The organism is Paenibacillus sp. Z6-24 (assembly GCF_054161335.1).
Map to the genome: position 1 here is coordinate 1,882,222 of NZ_CP096398.1, position 19,479 is coordinate 1,901,700.

The window sequence follows — 19,479 nt, forward strand, 5'->3', positions numbered from 1 at the left end:
CATGACTGCTCATGACCTGGCAGTGTACTCGATTCTCGCCACTAACCAGATTTCACGAGAGGATATAGAACACTTTTTTATTCAAAGCTGGGGAAGTCCAGAGATGGTTATATCCAGTGGAATTTATAACTGTCTGGAGCTGGAAGGATATGCGGCATTGACAGCAGACAGCAAGATTTGCGGATTGGTAACCTTTGCAATTGGAGTGGAAGAGAAAGTTGGTGAATTAATTTCATTGGATAGTCTTCAGCCAGGTAAAGGTATAGGCAGTCAGCTGCTGAAGCATGCAGAATATGCAGCTAGTGCAGCAGGTTGTACAGAATTGCAATTGATCACCACCAATGATAATTTGCCAGCACTTGAGTTCTATCAAAAAAGAGGATATGTACTGACAGCATTATACCCGGATGCGGTCAGACTGGCACGACTGCATAAGCCGTCCATCCCGCTGATAGCGGATAATGGAATTCCCATTCGGGATGAATTGCTGTTAAGCAAAAGGCTTTCATCGTAATTGAGATTTGTATTATGCAGTGTATAAATAGACTGATTGAAAAGTTGGTTGTAATTCTTTACAATTTAACAGTATCGTTAGATCGGCGGCAGGTAGCATGCGGCCGAACAGAATGACGGATGGAGGAAGAGAGATGGAAAAAACAAATGCTTGGGTAGTTGTAATTGCTACGTATGTGGTAGCAGTGGGTGTGTTCTTTGGAACATGGAAAGTTAGTGATCTGCTTTTCTTCCAATAAGTTAGCGGTATGATGACCAGCGAGGTTCTGTAGGAGCAGGTAAGATACTTTACAGCTTCCATGCAGACAGACCGCAAAACGCAATTAAAAGGGCTATCCGCCAGTAAACGGATAGCCCTTTTTGTTGACAGCCAGCATGACCAGTGTCCTACAATAAGACAGCAGAGGTGAGCCTTTAGCCTGCTGTAGTCTGAAGAGGCTTCAATTCATCCCTGCACGACAAGATAACTTAGACGACAGTATAAAAATAGTCGCCTTATACAGATTATCGCCAATCAAGTCCATTCTTTTCTGTACGCCAACGGGGTACAATCGACTCTTGCCTTGAATAGATTAATAAAATGAGACACATTGTAAATTCCGACGGCACTGGCAATCTGCTGAATACTTTTGTCCGAATAGCGCAGCATGCTTTTGGCTGCATTAATACGAATATTGATTAGATACTCAATCGGTGGCAGTCCAATATACTGTTTGAAATCCCGGCTGAGCTGAAATTTGTTAGTATTATATTTTTGGGCTAGATCATCCAGTGTGATCGGTTCGGTATAATGATTTTCCAGAAATTTCTGCAAATCGAGAATAGCGGAAGGGATACTGTTGTTCTTCGCCCCGGTACAGATAGAAGTAAGCAGAATCCGGGTCAGCAGCTGAACAATCATTTGAGAGCTGATCAGTTCTGTTTTATTATTTCGCGGAATCTGAATCTGGAGCAGCTGGCGAATCAATTCGGGAATCTCGGAAGATTCAGCCGGATGGCAGACAGGTACCTGTCTCTGTCGAAACTGCTCATAGTACCCATCCAGTGTCGCTCCCTGCACATGCACCCACAGGAATTCCCAATCTTCTTCCTGAATCGCCTCATACCGCTGATACTCCTTACAACTAATAAAAAACAGATCCCCCTGACCGACCGTATACTGCTGTCCCTGATAATGCAATCTGCCGCGTCCGGAGAGCGTATACAAAATCAAATAGGAATGCAAATGATCCCGTTCTATAAAATAGGGAAAGGTTGTCTTGAAATAACCGATCTCCTGTACAAAAAAATAGCTTGCCTGTGCAGTTGAAGACGGGGTGAGAATTAGACGGGTAGACTCATCCGTCCATATATGTGAAGCTCTTTCCTGTTCGCTCATCATCAAATCGTCCTCCTGCATAGATCGCATTTAAAGATAAGTAAGGTCTAGCATTTAACTAAGTAAAGGTTGAATCACATTTAAATTGTAAGCGTTATCTTAGGAATTGGCAATTACTTCATGAGTAAAGAGGTATGTATTTTCCACAATAGGCAGGGGTAACGGTAACAATGTATATTTAGCAGCTGTGTCCTCCAATAATAATAAGGAAATCCATGCGGTAGAGCCTCATATCCCAACTACAGGGAAGGAGGCTCCAGGGTATAGCTATGCATGGGAATTATAAGCACCAACTACTTTGCAATAAGAACAAATCACTTTACAGTAAGAACAAATACAAGAACCAATTACTGCGGCAATGTCTCATGATTCGCCGAATTCTCGTCCCAGCCATTATAGAAAACAACTTCAGTAGCGATATATCCTCTGCTATCCGTGGTGGAAGCTACAAAGCGAAACGTGCCCCAGTCGGATGTAGAGATAGAGAAATGCTGATATTCCCTGGACGAATCGAGCCGGGTAACTTCAACCGGCTCCCATTTGGCTTTATCATAATTATACTTCTCTGTCGAAAAGATCATATGCTCTCCCGGCGCGATATAGTACCGAACATCAATACTGCTGGTATCCGGCGTATTCCAGGAAAAACTGTAAAACACATCTTTATCCGATACAAACTGGTGAGAATCTGAATAAAAGCTTCCACCCATAGGGGATACCGTATCATCCGATGCTGCTTGAACAGGATTGGCATTGGCAACCAGCATACCGACCAGACTCAAAAACATAACAAATAACATGGCACACTTTCTCATTATTCTTCCTCCTCAAGGATCAAAATGGGTAGGACAGGATCAACCGACCAGGCAGGCATCTGCAGCAAACGGTAAGGCATCCCTCCAATCACATGTAGTACCCATCCTGGAAGAGGAAAGAAAATATGTGTTGGGTCATAATGGAAATTTACCATATAATTCTTATTAGTACTATAGGAAGTAGGGTCAATCCTTCAAAATTGCAGCGAAAAGCAAAACACAAACTAAAAAGGCCACCCGCAGGTGACCTTTCTAACCCAGATGGCGCTATTTAATTCTGACCGCATCCCGCGCCGCCGGTGTTCTGATAATTAAACCAGAACCTCGGTTTGGGTAAAGGACGCGTTCAACATGTGATTATTGATGTTGACGCACCTCCTTTCTGTATGAACTTATCTTAGCATAGGTTTACATAAACTTCTAGTACTATTTACAAAAAAAGATAAAAATAAACTTTGATACATGAACACTTACATATGAATTAGGTCAAATTCGCGATTATTTACTAAAACGCTGAATTAATAGGTGAAATTTTGCCGAATTCCTGTATAATGCCTTATAAACAGAGTCAAATTATACGGAATCTGTGAATAGTGCGAATAGGCAGATTTCATTGTCCTGTCTTCATTATAAAAGATGTTCTCTACTAACCACAAACCCCTCGTAACCGAAAGTTTAAACGCATTAACTTGATAAATGCCATTACTCTGGTAAGATAGTTTCTGTGTTCAGCATTTGGCACTATGCATGGAAGGTTCAATAAAGAGATGATTTTTGCAAAGTAAACTGTCTTTTTAATCTTCGGCGATAAGCCTTGGAAACGCGAGATTCAACTAAAAAGGAACATCCCATGAAATTAGAGATCGAATTAATTCCTGACTCAACGATGACGATCAATCTTCGCTCGTATATGACTCCTTATCGCTGGCGCCAGCTGTCCAGACGCATACAGGAGCGTGATCGATATACCTGTCAGCTTTGCGGACGGGTGAAAGGGCGCGATATCGATAAGCTTCATTGTCATGAAATTTGGGCATTTAATGAAATAGATCGTATTCAGCATCTGACCGGTCTGCAATCGTTGTGTTTTCAGTGCCATATGATCAAGCATATCGGTTATGCCGGAATAAATGGCTGGGTGGAGAAGTATCAACTGGTCGAGCATTTTTGCCGGGTAAATGAAGTGACGGCTGCTGACTATGCTGTTCATTTTCATGAAGCGGTGCAATTATGGGTGGCCCGCAACCGGATTGACTGGACGGTCGACCTGGGCGATTATATAGCATGTGAGAAGTCCAATCAGAAGAAAGAATAAATCGGATAGTGTACGTCTGGCAATCATGATTACATAATCTGCCGGCCAATGACTTGTTCGTACATGTAGTTACAGGTAAGGTGGATATTTATGCAAAGGTGTGTATGAAGTTTATAGCCCAGGGCGTTTATACCATTTACATTAATAATTGTATTCATACTAATCCAAATGCTGATGATTACGCGGACCAGCTGCAAGCTGAATTTCCAGAACATATACAAACTGGAGGAGCGGACTGGACACCGGATATTCGTAGTTAAATCAAAGCTGATTGCGAATTGCATAACATGGAATTTTAGTTAAATTCACGCTTTGATTAAAACGATATTTTGTAGTACATTAGCTGTTGAAGAAAGAGGAGGTTTCTAATGTACTCAAGCAAACAGAGTGACGCTTTACACATCATGACTTACACCCTGAACAGTGGTATTAAGGGCACTGTGCCTTTATCTAACCAGCAAATTGAAGAATGGCTTGAAAGTTATAGAACCAATACCCGTTTCATCACCAGTATCGGCAAGGAATTTTTCGGATTGAATCCCGAGCTGGTCGCTGATTTCAAAGTACAGAATCAATTTTCCGATTATCAACGGGTGCTGGTGCCGAATCAGCCGGAAGAGGCTGTGGACCACCTGAGCTCCGCTTACAAACAAAATGAGATTCTGATTAAAGTAGACTGCAAATGCGGAACTGCTTATACAACAGATTCACCATTTATGCGTACCAAATGGTACTGCACCAAATGCAAAGAGATTGTCTTCCTAGATCCGAAAAAAGGCAAGGTCGAGACATCCCGTGGAGAAGCTTATTATATGACCAATAAGTATTTTGTGGAGCGCGGTCCGATCGAATAGCATAGACAGTCTGTTTCCGGCTTTATTCTCCGTGTTACCTATGGAGATGCGGCCGGAAGCAGACTGTTTGTGTACAGTTTTATTTATTGAATCTCATATGTACATGGATTTGACTTTGGGCATGTAAGGCACTGCATATAAGTGAGACTCGATGCGTATAAATTCAGGGTGCAAAGGGTGGGCCGCAGACATGCATGAACTGCCGACCGCACTATGTTATAATACGGGGCATGTGTCCGGACAGCTGTCCGGGACTCAAGTTACCGAAAGGAGGATGCGATATGCGTTCAACATTGCCGTCATACCGCTCCCGTCGGCTGCCCGTGGTCCGACTCACGATCTGGATTGTGCTTACGCTATTATGGATGGGACTCATTTTCAATGTATCCAATCAGCCGTACCAGCAGCAGGATATCAAGCCACTCCTGTCTAACTGGATTGCTGAATCGTCACTTGCCGCTTTTACGCCGTCGATTGAATTTACATATGGAGGGTATACCGTCAGTGGTCATCATCCTTATGATTTCTGGGAATTTTTTATTCGTAAAGCCGGTCATGTCAGTGAATTTGCGCTGCTGACTTTTTTATTGATTCGAGTATTTTCGTTGTTGACCGTTTCCCGGTATGTACCTATGCTCTGGGCCGGGCTGGTCGCGTATGCGTATGCGATAACGGATGAGTGGCATCAGAAATGGATTGCAGGTCGTACGGGGCATTTCTCCGATACGCTGATTGATGCTATTGGGATCGTGTTAGTGCTGGTCATTTACATGCTGATCCGGCGCCGGCGATCTCGCAGAAGAGGTCTGCATTTCAACTGAAAATTGCACTAATCATTCCTCAAGGGCGGCATCAAAATCAACGATAACCGAAAAAGAAAAGGGGACAGGTGAAGCAAACCTGTCTCTTTTTTGTGTATAAGAACTATACATTTCAATATGAAAGCGTTATCTTATTTACGAATTATATAGTCTGTAGTAGAGCAGAGAGGGGCGAGAATGAATGAGTTTCCGTTCAGACAATGCAGGGCAACAGCCGGACTGGTGGCGTACCGGTGATATAGGAGAGCGTCTGCGGTACACGGTGGATGAGCCGGAATATGAGACTTGGTGGCAGGATATCCGGGAATATGCAGAGCTTGCGGCGGAAGAGCCGCTGCCTGCGCTGACATTTGAGGCTTTTCGCGAATTTGCGGATACGGGTGGTCGTGAACAATATGAGCGGATTTACTTTGAAAGGCGCGGCCGGATAGGAGCGCTGGCATTGATGGTGCTGCTTGGTATGTCCGGCAGGGATACAGATCATTCGCGACAGAGATTGGATAAAGAGTCTCCGAATGTTGGTTGTATCGATAGAGATCTGGTAATAAAAGAACGATCTGATACTACATATAAAGTTGATATTACTGGTACCGTCGCCGAATCGGTCGCCGAATCGGCTGCTGTCTACGTGCGCGCGCTGGAAGAAGCACTGTGGAATCTGTGCGGGGAGTATACCTGGTGTCTGCCTGCGCATCTGCCTGAGGTGTCTGCCTATCCGGTATGGGAAGAAATCGATCTGTTCGCAGCAGAGACCGCCGGTATGCTGGCCGAGCTGGCCATGCTGCTGGATGGAAAAGTGGATAATCGTATCATCCAGCGTATGCGTGATGAAGTACAGCGTCGGGTGCTGGAGCCTGCAGGTGATCTGTCACGTACTTTTGGCTGGGAGACGGCACATCACAATTGGTCGGCGGTATGTGCAGCTGGCTGCGGTATGGCAGCTTTGCTGCTGCTGGAGGATCGTGAGCAGAAGACGGCGGTAATTGAACGGATGAAGCGTGCAGCACAGCATTTTCTGGCCGGATATGGAGAGGATGGAGGCTGTGCGGAAGGGCTGGGATACTGGGTCTACGGGTTTGGCTATTATACGTATTGGATGGATATGCTGTCGGCAGGGGATCTTGATGGAAAGTATTGGCTGGATGATCCCAAGATTGCGGCGATAGCTGTATTTCCGGAACATGTTCATCTGTCAGAAGGAAGATTTGTTAATTTTTCGGATAGTGGGGAACAGGAGATGCTGCCGCCGGGATTATTATCCTGCCTGGCGGAGGTGACCGGGCGGTCGTATTCCCTTCCGTTCGTTCTGCCGGTTCTCCGGCAAGACCCCTGCCGCCGCTGGGGACATTTGCTGCGGAATATACTATGGTCGGAACCACGTTATTTCAGGTCATCCCAAGGAGAGAATGTGAACTGGGAGGATGGATTTGTTGATGCTGCCGGTACAAGTTCGGTGAAAGGAACGCATAACGCATCTGCATCTCCTGAGGAGCAAGCTTCCGGACAGCGAGGAGGCCTCTTCAATTATTACTGGTCAGATCTGTGCTGGCTCGTCAGCCGGGCAGAGCAGGAGATTCAGCAACAACAGCCAATAAAGCAAGGATCGGAAGCAGATCACCCATCTGTCCTTAAAGAAGCGAAATCTTCTGCCGGTAAGCATCATTTCCAAACAGACGATAATAGCAGTTGCTTTCCCGAAGTTGTCCATTTCCCGATGGATCATGCTTTTACTGCGGCTTTTGCTGCGAAAGGAGGGCATAATGATGAGCCGCACAATCATAATGATCTGGGCAGCTTTATCCTGCATGCGAGCGGGGAAAATATCCTCTGCGATCTTGGAGCCGGAATGTATACACAGGCATATTTTGCTACGGGAAGAGAACATATATTGAATATCTCATCCGCTGGTCATTCGGTTCCGCAGATTAACGGCTATGAACAGCGCTCCGGCCCTGAAGCAGCAGCGATTGTACAGCATATCCATACTGCCGGTCATGAAGTGCACTTCGTGCTGGATCTGACGGATGCGTATCCGAATGAAGCAGGTCTGGTGGCGATGCACCGGAATTTTCACTGGCATAGGAGCGAAGCGGAAATGAAGCTGCATCTGCAGGATAGTTTTCAGTTTGCGCAGACAGCTTATGCAGAAGCCAATAAGACACCCCATGAGGCGGCAAAGGGAAAACTGCATCCAAGTAGAGCAGACCAAAGAAACGATAATTGTGTGATTGAGCGTCTGATTAGCCATCTACAACCAGACGTACATGCCGAAGAGGTGATCTGGACAGGCAAACGGGCACAGATACGGCTGCAGATTCCAAAAGAGCAGTATCATGTCGAGGTAGAACGCATCCCGCACCACGATCATGATGGACAGCCGATTGTGCTGTACCGTACCCTGCTTGGGTTTAGAAGCAAAGTCATGGATGATCTGCCGGAACAGCGGCTGGAATGCAGCCTGGAATTTACGATTTCTCCGCTTGTCTAGTCGGTCAGCAGGCTCATCTGAAAGGGATGGTCAAGATTGTGTTGAAATCAGTCAATTCTATCGATTTTGCGGCCGGAATACCGGTGATACAATAATTCCCGATACGATCAGCACAGGAATGAAGGGAGATTACGGAACCTCATGGAGCAGGTGCACACACAGCGTTATGGATGGGAAAAAGCGATGGAAGACTATTGCAGTCAGTTGGAGGAGACCCATCCACTGGAAGCTTCGGACTGGGATAACACGCGGCGGATCCGTCTGCTGTCCCGTATGGTGGATCATTATCGACAGTATCAGCAGGAAACCGGAGAAATTATCGATCCTTATTCAGGCGCAGAGCGTTATTATTCTACACCCTCGTATGCGATGTCAGCTGGGCTGCTCGTACAGCAGGGCAGAGAGGATCTGCTGTCATCCGCAGCGGCTGCACTGACCAGCAGTATTGATTCGCTTGTCCGGCATCAAGCGCCGGATGAACATCCGGATTTCTTCCCGGTAATGATTATGGGAGCCTATCGTCTGCTCCATCGTCTCGTGCCGCAGCAGGCAGTCTACTGGCGGGAGCAGTTATCCCGAATTGTACCTGAAGAAGCCTACGTATTTACGATGAACAAAATAAATAATCCCAACCGTATGATCAACTGGAATGCGATTATGCTGTCCGGTGAATATATGCGTCATACGGAGGGGCTGGCGAATAAAGGAACCGACTGGATGGATGTCTATCTGCAGAACTATCATCTGCCCCGGTTCACTTCGCTCGGATTGTATCAGGATGGTCCGCTGAATCTGCCGAATTGTCCTTTTGCCTATGATGTGGTGACCCGGTATCATCTGACTCTGATGATGCTTTCCGGCTATGACGGTCAGGCTGCAGAGGAACTGCGCCGCTATCTGCGATATGGGGCTATGAGTTCGCTGCTGTCCCTGTCCCCGCTGGGTGAAATGCCGATTCGTGGGCGTAGTTCCCAGCATCAATGGAATGAAGCAGCGGCGGCATTGATTTTTACTGTGCAAGCTGTTCAGACCTATCGGCAGGGACAGCAGCAGCTGGCAGGTGCTTACCGCCGGGCTGCCGATCTAACCTGGAATGCGGTAGAGCAGTGGCAGATGCCGGAAGGCTGCCTGCATATCGTTCGTAATTATCATCCGCCGGAGCAGCGGCACGGCTATGAGGTATACACGAATCATACCTGTTATAACCTTTGGACAGCCGCTGCACTAGCTTACAGTATCCAGTATGGAGAGGAGCTGGAACAGATCGTTCCTTATCCAGTACCTGCCGAACTGGGCAGTCGGGTGCTGGAGACAGATGGCTGGTTCCAGACCACCTTTAGTACGGTACCCGGGCAGCAGCTGGTTATTCATACCGCGCTGAATGATCCGTATAATATACCGGGTATGGCGCGTATTCATCGCAGCGGTCTGCCGGGACTGATCGGACCTTCGGCAGCTGGATACCGGGATCAGGGATTTACCCGGTTTGCCGAAGGAGATGTATTCCCGCTCGCCTATACGCCTGCCTGGCAGACGAGTGACGGACATTGGCATCATCTGGCCGAAGGTATTGCCGGTACAGAGCCATTCAACTGCGATGTGGGCATTGATCCAGCGGCTGGCGGCGGATGCTGTACACTGCTGGAAGATGACGGTACTGGTACAGCCAGCCGGTTTACGCTGCAATGGAAAGGACCGCTTGGAGCGATTGGAAGTGTTCTTGCCAGGTATGAGCATGTTCCCGGAACGATACGTGTTACTTATGAACTGGAAGAGAAGGAGCCTCGGGAGCAAAGCGGTAATATCATGGGGATCGGTGCCTGGCTGCCACTGTTTATGAGCGATGGACAGCATCTCTCCGATATTGAACCATTTTCCATAGAGCAGCCGGAGCAGGTGCAGGAACTGCCCGGGAAGGTAAGCGCATCGCAAGCCATGCAATCCTCGTCCACGCCTTCAGCCGGTATGGCTGTCGGCGGACAGGGCATCCGGGTCAGCTACCGTGGCAGCAAGTTGGAGATTATACCGTTAACGCGGGATGTGCAGATTGTTTTTCCGGAAGAAGCATCGTCGGTGGCCTGCCGCAATGGTCTACTGCGAGGGGCACGGCTGGAAGCAAGCGGCAAACAGCTGGCTTTTGAAATTAGGCTGGATAGGCAGAGGTAAGAGTGGAAATGGAAATGAGATGACGAGCGGACGTGCAAGCGCAGCAAAGGTGGAGGAGAGACAGAGAGACGGGTGTAAAGTAAAATTCCACGATGAAACAGCCGAACCACTTTGACTCCACAGCTGATCAAAGTGGTTTTTGGCATGGAATGGTGATATTTATGCCTGTGACATATTTAAAAAGTAAAAACCGTCTTCAAATGAGTCATATCTGTGTCTTATGGTGTCCGGCTCGAACAGATACAATAACAGCAGAAATATAAGCCAGACACCGTTGCAGTCCGCGGCTGCAGCGATGTCCTTTTTCCCAGGAGGTGTTGGTTCCAATGGATCGTTCCGCATCCGCTTCATCCTCGTCCAGGCTCAATCATTCACGGTCATGGGTGTCGATGACTGCCAAAGAGACGCTGGCCGGGTATTTATTTGCCGCACCAATGCTGCTCGGGCTGACCGTATTTATACTGATTCCGATGGTGTCGCTGTTTTTTATCAGTCTGACCAAATGGAACTTTATCCAGGGGCTCAGCGGGGTAGAGATGGTAGGGCTGGACAATTTCCATCATTTGTTTCAGGACAAGACCTTTTTTGTATCGATGTTTAACAATCTGAAGCTGCTGCTTGCTGTTCCGGTCGCTCTGTTTTTATCTCTGGTGATTGCGATTGTGGTGGATGAACTGGTTTATTTCAAAAGTTTCTTCAAAATTATTTACTTTATGCCGTATATCTCCAGCATTGTGGCGGTGGCGATTGTGTTTCAGATTTTGTTCCATCCTTCCCAGGGACCCATCAATGCCTTTCTAATGTCGCTTGGTATGGACAATCCGCCCAAATGGCTGGCTGATCCTACGTATGCACTGCCTTCGATCATGCTGATCATTATCTGGACATCGATCGGGTTCAATATGATTGTCTATCTGGCAGGACTGCAGGCGATTCCCCGGGATCTGTATGAAGCAGCAGAGATCGATGGAGCTTCCAAATGGCGGCAGTTCTCGGCGATTACGATACCGATGCTCTCACCGACTACCTTTTTCCTGTTGATTACGGGAGTGATCTATTCGTTCAAAACATTCGATTTGATCGCTGTGCTGACTCAGGGAGGGCCGGCCAAATCAACCAATGTAATGGTCTACGAGATTTATGACCAGGCTTTTATCAATCTAAAAATGGGTTATGCGGCAGCTGAATCGGTATTTTTGTTTGCTGTCATTCTGCTTATTACGGTGCTGCAGTTCTGGGGACAGAAAAAGTGGGTCAATTACTGATACCAACCGCAAAAGAGGTGCATTCCAATGGAACAACCGCTTAGACCGACCGCTTCACCCGCTCCAAGCCGGCCGTCTTTCGGATCAGCGGTATCTTTGACGAAAATAATTGTAACCGCTATCATGCTTGTTGTCGGCATTCTGTTTCTGCTTCCATTTGTATGGATGCTGTCCGCTTCCTTCAAGACAGAGGCCGATGTATTTCAGTATCCGATACAGTGGATTCCGCAAACATGGAATGCGATTGAGAATTACCGCACCGTCTGGTTCGGAGATCCACCATTTTTGTTGTATTACTGGAATTCGATCAAAGTATCCGTCATGACGATTCTGCTCTCGGTTGCCGCTTCCGCGATGGCGGCTTATGCCTTTTCCAAAATCAAGTTCCGGGGCCGGGATACGTTATTCGTCATTGTGCTGCTGACATTTATGATTCCGGGTCAAGCCTTGCTCGTTCCGCAGTTTATTATGTATCGCAGTCTCGGTCTGTTCGATACCCATATCGGGCTTGTGCTGCTGGAATCGTTCAGCGCACTGGGAACGTTTATGCTCAGACAAGCGTTTATGTCGATTCATACCGATTTTATCGAGTCGGCGAAGATCGATGGCGCTGGACATGCCCGGATCTTTATGCAGATTGCGCTTCCGCTGGTGCAGCCGTTTATTGCGACCTATGCCATCTTGCGGTTTATCTGGACGTGGAACGATTACCAGGCACCGCTCATTTTCCTGCGTTCGCCGGAACTGTTCACCGTGCAGCTGGGGATCAACCGGTTTGCCGATGCGACCGGTGAATATTATTCGCTGATCATGGCAGGCACCTGCTCGGCGATTTTGCCGCTGTTGATTGTTTTCCTGATCGCCCAGAAGCATGTTATCGGCGGCATTGCACTTGGAGGCGTCAAAGGCTGACCACTTATTTGAAGGAGGCTACTTATGAAAATCAGATCACTTTGCATACTCGGATTGTGCGTAGTACTGCTGCTGGCTGGCTGTGGTTCTTCACAGAACACCGCAGCAACGACAGACGGCAAGAAAAGCATTACCTTCTATACCTGGTACACCAAGGATCAGTTCAACTGGGATAAGGTATACGCAGCCTGGCAAAAGGAACATCCTGATATTGAAGTCAATTATGTCGGATTGTCCGAAAAGGGCGATACGGAGGAATATATCAAAAAGCTTGATCTGGCTGCCGGATCAGGTGAAAATATGGATATCATCATGGTCAATAATTCACTCACCTATGCACAGCGTGTCGATATGGGAATGTTTGCCCCGCTAAATGACCAGATTGATTTTGATTATGGCGAAGAGTACCTGGCGGACTTTGCAGTTGATGATGTGCGTTATGCACTGCCAGGCAAGCGTTCGATCATCTATGTATTGCTCAACAAGAATCGGCTGGATCAAGCTGGACTGAGAGTACCGCTGGACTGGACATGGGACGAGTTCCGCGAGTATGCCAAAAAGCTGACGGCACCAGATGGCAGCTACCATGGCGTCTACTTTCACACATGGGCTTCCCAGACGCTGCTAAAACTGTTCAATCAGCCGGAGAACAACAGCTATCTCAAGGCAGACGGCACTTCCAATATGGATGATCCGAATCTGCGTGCTTCATTCCAGCTCCGTTATGATGCCGAACATACCGATCACTCTGCGGTACCGTACAGCGATGCCATTTCCCAGAAGCTGAACTATCGTGACCAGTTCCTGGGCGGTTCGGCCAGTATGCTCGTTATGGGCAGCTGGATGAATTCCAATATTGCCGGCACAGCTGAATCTGCGCCCGACTTCAAAGTGGCGGTTGCTCCTTATCCGAAAAACAATGCTGATGACAAAACCATCTATACAAGCAATGACTACGATTATTACGGAATCGGAGCCGGTTCGGAAAAGCAGAATCTGTCCTATCAGTTCATCCGCTGGATGACGACCGAAGGCATCCGGGCCCAGGGGACCGATATCTCTTCCTGGAAAAAAGAAGATGTCAGCAAAGCGCTTGAAAGTATCGTCAATAATGGAACACATCCGGAGAATGTTGATCTGCCGTCGCTAACCCATACCTTTGAAGTAAGCCAGGGAATTAACAAACCGCCGGCTGTGCCGTATCTATCCGAGATCGAATCGGAAGTGAACGCAGAGTTTGAGAAATATATTTTGAAAAAGCAGGATTTGGATACGACGATTACCAATGCCGGCACGATTGTACAGCAGATTGTGGACGCCAACCAGAAGTAGCCTAACTTTGGCAAAGACAGCATCCTGTCTGTTCCAGTCACACTATTACTGAAATGAGGCGGACCGTATGAAACGATGGCGCAGCATCCTGCCTACCTCACTCCGGGGCAAGCTGATTGTCTCTGCGGTCTGTTGTCTTCTCCTTACGATAGTTGCAGGAACACTGTTGTCGAGCTGGCTGACCAAAGATATGATGAAAGAAACCGTCGAGCAAAATGCAGGCGATTCGCTCGATGCCGCGAATCTGTATTTAACCGATCAGATCAACAGGCTGATCTACATCTCCAATTATCTGTATCTGGACAATGAGCTGAATCTGTCTCTGAAATACCAGCAGAGCGGATTCTATGTCGGACAGACCCAGGCTTCGGATATTATGCGCAAGCTGGATAATCTGTCCTATGCCGGTGAGCGGGTGTACATCTCGGTTTGGAACGGCAAAGGACAGATGATGTACAGCAATTTCCAGTCGGATCAGTATCACGTACAGGGACTGGATATGGGGAGCCTTATTCACAGTGAGCAGTTCACACCCGGCGGACGGCTGAACTTCTGGCTGCATCCGTCCTATCTGCAGGCAGCGGACCAGGGCAAACCGGTATATATGCTGTCGGTCGCCCGCAGCCTCCGGCTGCTGTCGGGACAGGTATACGGCTATGTGGTCGTCAGTATGGATGAGCAGCGGTTGAGGGAAGTGCTGAACCAGTATCGTTCCACAATTCAGATGATGGTGGTTGGTCCCGACAACCGGGTTATCTCGCATTCGGATGAGACACGGATCGGGCAGTCATTGGATCAGATAGTGAGAGCAGACAGTGATATGCTGGAGGTGGAGCGGCCCATGTCGATCTCCGGCTGGCGGCTGGAAGGACTGGTGCCCTACGGTGTTGCCGCGCAGAAGATTAACCGAATTTACCAGGTGACTTCGTTGGTACAGATGATTGTCGTGCTGCTGTTTCTACTGCTGTTGATGCTGGGCATCGCCCGCATGACCGGCCCGATCGCCAAGCTGGTCCGGGTTGTGCGCAAGATTGATAATACCCATCTGCATATCCGCTCGGGCATCCGGGGAAAAGATGAAGCCGGACTGCTCGGCCAGTCCCTTGATGAAATGCTTGATCGGGTGGAGCGTATGATCGTGCAGGTCAGACAGGAACAGGGGGAGCGGCGTCGGGCCGAACTGGAGATGCTGCAGGCGCAGATCAATCCGCATTTTCTGTTTAATATTCTGGGGGCAATTCGTATGGACCTGCTGCTACAGGGATCGGAGGAGGCAGCCCGGCTGCTCGGTTCCCTGTCCTCACTGCTGCGGATGACGGTAAACCGGGGCAACGAGTTTGTTACAGTGCGGGAAGAGCTGGAGACAGTACGTCATTATGTAAGCCTGGTGGACTTCCAGCGTGAAGTGCGGGTGCATCTGGAAATGGAACTTGAACCCGATGCGCTGGAGACGCTGCTGCCGCGATTTATCGTTCAGCCGCTTGTTGAGAACGCTTACCAGCATGGGCTTTCCAAATATGGAGGCATTATCTGGATACAAAGCTGGCTGGAACAGGGTACGCTGTGGATCAGTATCCGGGACAGCGGAGAAGGCATGGCTCCCGAACGACTGCACCAGGTACGCCAGCAGATCCAGCGGCTGGCAGAAGAGGATAACAGCGATACAGAAGTGGATAGTGTCAGGGATCGGACTACAGCAGCGGTTCATGCAAATCGGCAGCATCGACAATTGCAGCCTGGGGAGGAGCCGAACTGGGCTTCTTCCCATTCCTCCGGTCTGCCCGGTGTGTCCGGCATTGGACTGAGCAATGTGATCCGTCGGTTGTATATAATCTACGGCCCGGAAGTACAGATTCGTGTGGACAGTCAGCCGGGAGAAGGCACAGAGATTGTATTGGGGCTGCCGCATAATGTACAGCATATCGATGATCGTCATGCAGCAGGCATGCGTGAATGGTCCAAATAATCCTGTATCATAAATATTGTTATAAAACACCGGCACATATCATTAGCATAGTCCCGGATGATCGCGAACATTTATATCAGGGAACAACAGGAAGCAGGAGGATGAGTGAAATGCATAATGTCATTCTGGTCGACGATAATAGGCCCGTACTCAACTATCTGTCCCGTTCTATCCGCTGGGAGCGGCTTGGACTGCTGCTGAAGGGATGCTTCAGCAGTTCGGAGGAAGCGCTTACTTATGTGCAGGATCATCCGGTGGACATCCTGGTAACGGATATCGGAATGCCGGGGATGAACGGTATTGAACTCATTCAGCATATACAGGCGGTACAGCCCCGCCTTCAATCGGTGATCATCTCCTGCCATGGGGAATTCCTCTATGCTCAGCAAGCGGTCAAGCTGGGTGTTAGGGATTATCTGCTCAAGGAGAACCTGACGGCAGACCAGCTATACCCTGTTCTGGAAAGTATCTGTCATCATCTAAATGAGGAGAAAAGTGAATCGCAGGAGCGTCAGCGGCTGGAAGAAGAACATCGCCGTCATCGTCTGCTGCTTAAACGCAAGTTCACCACCGAGCTGCTGACCGACAGGATCGTAGACGAACGGTACGGCATCCAGCGGCTGCAGCATTTTGGTCTGGATGTACAGGGCAAGCTGCTGCTGCCTGTCTACTACAGTGTGACTGCCAGCGAAGAGCGCAAAAAATGCTTCCATGACATGGACCTGCTTGCTTTTACTGTGGAAAATATTGTAGAAGAAGTGGCCGAAAGCTCCGGTACAGCTATTCATTTAAGCAAAAGTACAGGTGAAGGCTACATCTGGTTCGCTCTGCCGGGACATTCCACGCTGGAGCAGGAACGTCTGATGCAGGAGGTCATGTACCGGATTATCGACAGTGTACGCAAATTTGCCAAAGCACAGATTGTGGCGGTCGCAGGCAGCCTGACCAGCCGCTTTCGGCAGGCGGTAGAGCAGGTGATTCAGCAGCAGGAGCAGTGTGATCGCTATTTCTATCTGGCGCCATCAGCGATTTACCGCAGTCCGGTGACTGTAAGCTTTGAACAGGAGAGCGGGCTGTTCGCAGACTATCCGGCAGCTTCGGAAGCGCTGGGACAGGCACTTCATACAAGTCATAAGGTGGACAGCTGGATTGACAGCTGGGTACGGAAAATAGCCATGGAGCATTATCACCCGGAGACGGTAAAGACGTTTATACTCAAGCTGGCGATCGACTGGCAGCTCAAGCAGCAGCAGTTATATCAGCAGCCATTTGCCGTACCGGTGGAGCAGCTGCATCGGCAGATGGCAGCGATCCGTCATCAGTGTGAGCTGGAGGAATGGATGTATACGACTTTCCGTGCGCTGGCCGCCCGATCGGCAGACTGGCCGGGACAGCCGGGCTGCCGTTCGGAGATTCATGAAGCACGTCATTATGTGGAGCAGCATATGCACCGGCTCGTCCGATTGGAAGAAGTAGCCGAGCATTTGCATCTGAATCCGAGCTATTTTAGCAGATTGTTCAAGCGCGAGACTGGTGAGACCTTTATCGAATATGCGACACGGATCAAAATGCAGCAGGCACGTGAATGGATTGTTTCCGGGCACGGTACGGTCGAGGAAGTGTCCAGAATGCTGGGCTACCAGTATAAGAGTTATTTTCTCAAGCTGTACAAACTGTATACAGGCCAACCACCTGTCAAAAGCAAAGGAGAAAAATTATGAATACAACCGAACCGGCAGACTGGATCACGGAAGCATGGGCATGGGCAGCCGACCGGACACAGCGCAATGCTGCAATCATTCAGGATCATTTTCCCCATGTAGCGGAGAATGGCAAATATGACCGCTGTACACCGGAATGGTGGACAGCCGGTTTCTGGCCGGGACTGCTGTGGCTCGTTCATGGAGCAAGCGATAACAGCCAGAACCATCTGCCGGTCCGCAGTCTGCCCGTAGCAGAAGACGAACAGGACATGGATTTGGAAAGTGAACTTGGAACGCATCATGAACCGGAGATGATGGAGCAGACAAGGGCATCCGCAGTGGAAGGAAAACCCGCACATTATCAATCAACGCTTAGCCGCTGGGCCGAGAGCTGCGAGCGTCAGCTGGAGCATTGTCTGCATAATCCAGAGCTGGTTGATCACGATCTGGGCTTTATCTGGCTGCTAAGCGGTGTGGCACGCTATACCCATACCGGTGACCCGGACTCTCGCAGACGCGGACTGCTCGCTGCGAATCTGCTGGCCGCCCGGTTCAATGTGCGCGGCAATTACATCCGAGCCTGGAACTTTGGCTCGCCATTTATGGATACACGCGGAGTGGTGATCATCGACAGCATGATGAATCTACCGCTTCTGTACTGGGCTTCATTGGAGACGGGTGATCCACGCTACCGGTCGTTGGCGATAGAGCATGCGGATACGATTGCCGGTCAGTTTGTCCGAGAAGATCATTCCATTTGTCATATTGTAGAATTTGACCCCAGTACAGGAGCAAGGCTGCGGGAGCATGGCGGCCAGGGATTCGCCCCCGGCTCGGCCTGGGCACGGGGGACGGCGTGGGCGCTGCACGGATTTGCTCTCTCATATGCGTATACCGGCAAGCAGCGTTATCTGGAGATCAGCTGCCAGACGGCAGACTTTTTCTTGGAACAGCTTGGTGAGCGGGTTGTTCCATACTGGGATTTTCGGGCACCGGTGGAACACCGGGATGCACTGGATTCATCAGCGGCGGCGATTGCCGCCAGTGGGCTGCTAGAGCTGGCCCGGTATCTTCCGGTTAAGGACCGTGGAATCTATGAACAGGCCGGTCAGCGAATCATCAGGGGATTGTATGAGCAGTATTCGACCCGGCAGACCGGTAGTGAAGGATTGATCACCCATGGCACGGTCCACTATCCCGAGCGGCGCCATCTGAATGTGCCGATCATTTATGGAGATTATTATTTTATGGAAGCGCTGGTGAAGCTGCACGGCGGACAGGGATTGTTTACACCGGGCGCCGTATAAGATGAGCGCAGTTCATCCGGACTTCTATCCATAAAAGAAAACGAATCCGGCTGCCGTATTGACGCCGGTCTGCCAAAATGGACTATAATAGAAAAGAAGCGAGAGTTACCGACAACGAACCGGGCATATTGTGCCTGGTTTATCGCGTTTGGGAGATAGAATTTATTAGCGGCCGGGCATGAGGCAGTACACCATGCTGGTGAAAAGGAGGCAGGGCCGATGAACAAAGAAGAACAGCAGAATTGGATGGAACAGACCGAGATGCTGCTGCGGCAGGAGAGACTGAATCCTAAAGATGCGGAGGCGGTGCAGAAGCTGCTCGATATCGTCAGTGAACTGACTGCAGAGAACAAGCGCTTACGCACAGCACTTGTTAAAGCCAATTCTAATAAACCCCGGATGTCCAGCCGTCTTAAAGACGCACTTTATGAGTGAATGCGAAGCCGGGAATCTCTCTATATGGAGCGCAAGCAGACGGACATAGAGAACCACGGAGAGTTATGTTAGAATAAATCTGCATTCCGGCTGCAACCGGCTTCGGATTTTCCCGCTGGTCAATTTGAAAAGTGAACGGGTTGCTTATGTGGAAAAGGTGGTTGCGGCCGCTGGGAGATGCAGGAGATTCCTGCCGAATTTACATTTCA

Annotated in this window: 15 protein-coding genes; 13 read left to right on the top strand and 2 right to left on the bottom strand. The window is 49.1% G+C overall.

Annotated elements, in window-relative coordinates; translation table 11 throughout:
• The first annotated feature begins 1 nt into the window (after position 1).
• Positions 2-514, top strand: a complete 513-nt coding sequence (locus M1D61_RS08285; RefSeq protein ID WP_458121918.1) for a GNAT family N-acetyltransferase — start codon at positions 2-4, stop codon at positions 512-514.
• A gap of 513 nt (positions 515-1,027) precedes the next feature.
• On the opposite strand, the gene M1D61_RS08290 is transcribed toward M1D61_RS08285, so the two are convergent.
• The gene (locus M1D61_RS08290) at positions 1,028-1,894 is read right to left on the bottom strand and encodes a helix-turn-helix domain-containing protein (RefSeq protein ID WP_458121919.1); all 867 of its coding nucleotides are present in this window, start codon (positions 1,892-1,894) and stop codon (positions 1,028-1,030) included.
• A gap of 344 nt (positions 1,895-2,238) precedes the next feature.
• Positions 2,239-2,706 (bottom strand): hypothetical protein, encoded by a 468-nt coding sequence (locus M1D61_RS08295; protein ID WP_458121920.1) that lies wholly within the window; start codon positions 2,704-2,706, stop codon positions 2,239-2,241.
• An 850-nt stretch (positions 2,707-3,556) separates the two neighbouring features.
• Between M1D61_RS08295 and M1D61_RS08300 the strand changes: the two genes are divergently transcribed.
• The 12 genes from M1D61_RS08300 (at position 3,557) to M1D61_RS08355 (ending at position 19,270) form a co-directional block, all read left to right on the top strand.
• Positions 3,557-4,021 carry an HNH endonuclease gene (locus M1D61_RS08300; protein WP_458121921.1) on the top strand — a complete coding sequence of 155 codons (465 nt, stop codon included), beginning with the start codon at positions 3,557-3,559 and terminating at the stop codon, positions 4,019-4,021.
• A gap of 368 nt (positions 4,022-4,389) precedes the next feature.
• Positions 4,390-4,875, top strand: coding sequence for a hypothetical protein (locus M1D61_RS08305; protein ID WP_046214957.1), 486 nt, complete (start codon positions 4,390-4,392; stop codon positions 4,873-4,875).
• 281 nt (positions 4,876-5,156) lie between these two features.
• Positions 5,157-5,696 carry a VanZ family protein gene (locus M1D61_RS08310; protein WP_458121922.1) on the top strand — a complete coding sequence of 180 codons (540 nt, stop codon included), beginning with the start codon at positions 5,157-5,159 and terminating at the stop codon, positions 5,694-5,696.
• Positions 5,697-5,877: 181 nt separating this feature from the next.
• Positions 5,878-8,184 (top strand): heparinase II/III domain-containing protein, encoded by a 2,307-nt coding sequence (locus M1D61_RS08315; RefSeq protein ID WP_458121923.1) that lies wholly within the window; start codon positions 5,878-5,880, stop codon positions 8,182-8,184.
• 141 nt (positions 8,185-8,325) lie between these two features.
• On the top strand, positions 8,326-10,350 hold the full coding sequence (locus M1D61_RS08320) for a glycosyl hydrolase (protein WP_458121924.1): 2,025 nt from the start codon (positions 8,326-8,328) through the stop codon (positions 10,348-10,350).
• Between the two features lie 326 nt (positions 10,351-10,676).
• Entirely contained in the window at positions 10,677-11,615 is a 939-nt protein-coding gene (locus M1D61_RS08325; protein ID WP_458121925.1) for a carbohydrate ABC transporter permease, read from the top strand.
• A 27-nt stretch (positions 11,616-11,642) separates the two neighbouring features.
• Entirely contained in the window at positions 11,643-12,527 is an 885-nt protein-coding gene (locus tag M1D61_RS08330; protein ID WP_458121926.1) for a carbohydrate ABC transporter permease, read from the top strand.
• Positions 12,528-12,551: 24 nt separating this feature from the next.
• Positions 12,552-13,859: an ABC transporter substrate-binding protein gene (locus M1D61_RS08335; RefSeq protein ID WP_458121927.1), complete on the top strand. Its 1,308-nt coding sequence runs from the start codon at positions 12,552-12,554 to the stop codon at positions 13,857-13,859.
• Between the two features lie 67 nt (positions 13,860-13,926).
• A complete protein-coding gene (locus M1D61_RS08340) occupies positions 13,927-15,825 on the top strand; it encodes a sensor histidine kinase (RefSeq protein WP_458121928.1) in 1,899 nt (632 codons plus the stop codon).
• A 101-nt stretch (positions 15,826-15,926) separates the two neighbouring features.
• Positions 15,927-17,546 carry a response regulator transcription factor gene (locus M1D61_RS08345; RefSeq protein WP_458121929.1) on the top strand — a complete coding sequence of 540 codons (1,620 nt, stop codon included), beginning with the start codon at positions 15,927-15,929 and terminating at the stop codon, positions 17,544-17,546.
• Complete coding sequence (locus M1D61_RS08350) at positions 17,543-18,835, top strand: glycoside hydrolase family 88 protein (RefSeq protein ID WP_458121930.1); 1,293 nt, start codon at positions 17,543-17,545, stop codon at positions 18,833-18,835. The genes M1D61_RS08345 and M1D61_RS08350 overlap by 4 nt, the downstream gene beginning before the upstream one ends.
• A gap of 219 nt (positions 18,836-19,054) precedes the next feature.
• Positions 19,055-19,270, top strand: coding sequence for a hypothetical protein (locus M1D61_RS08355; RefSeq protein WP_458121931.1), 216 nt, complete (start codon positions 19,055-19,057; stop codon positions 19,268-19,270).
• Positions 19,271-19,479 lie beyond the last annotated feature (209 nt).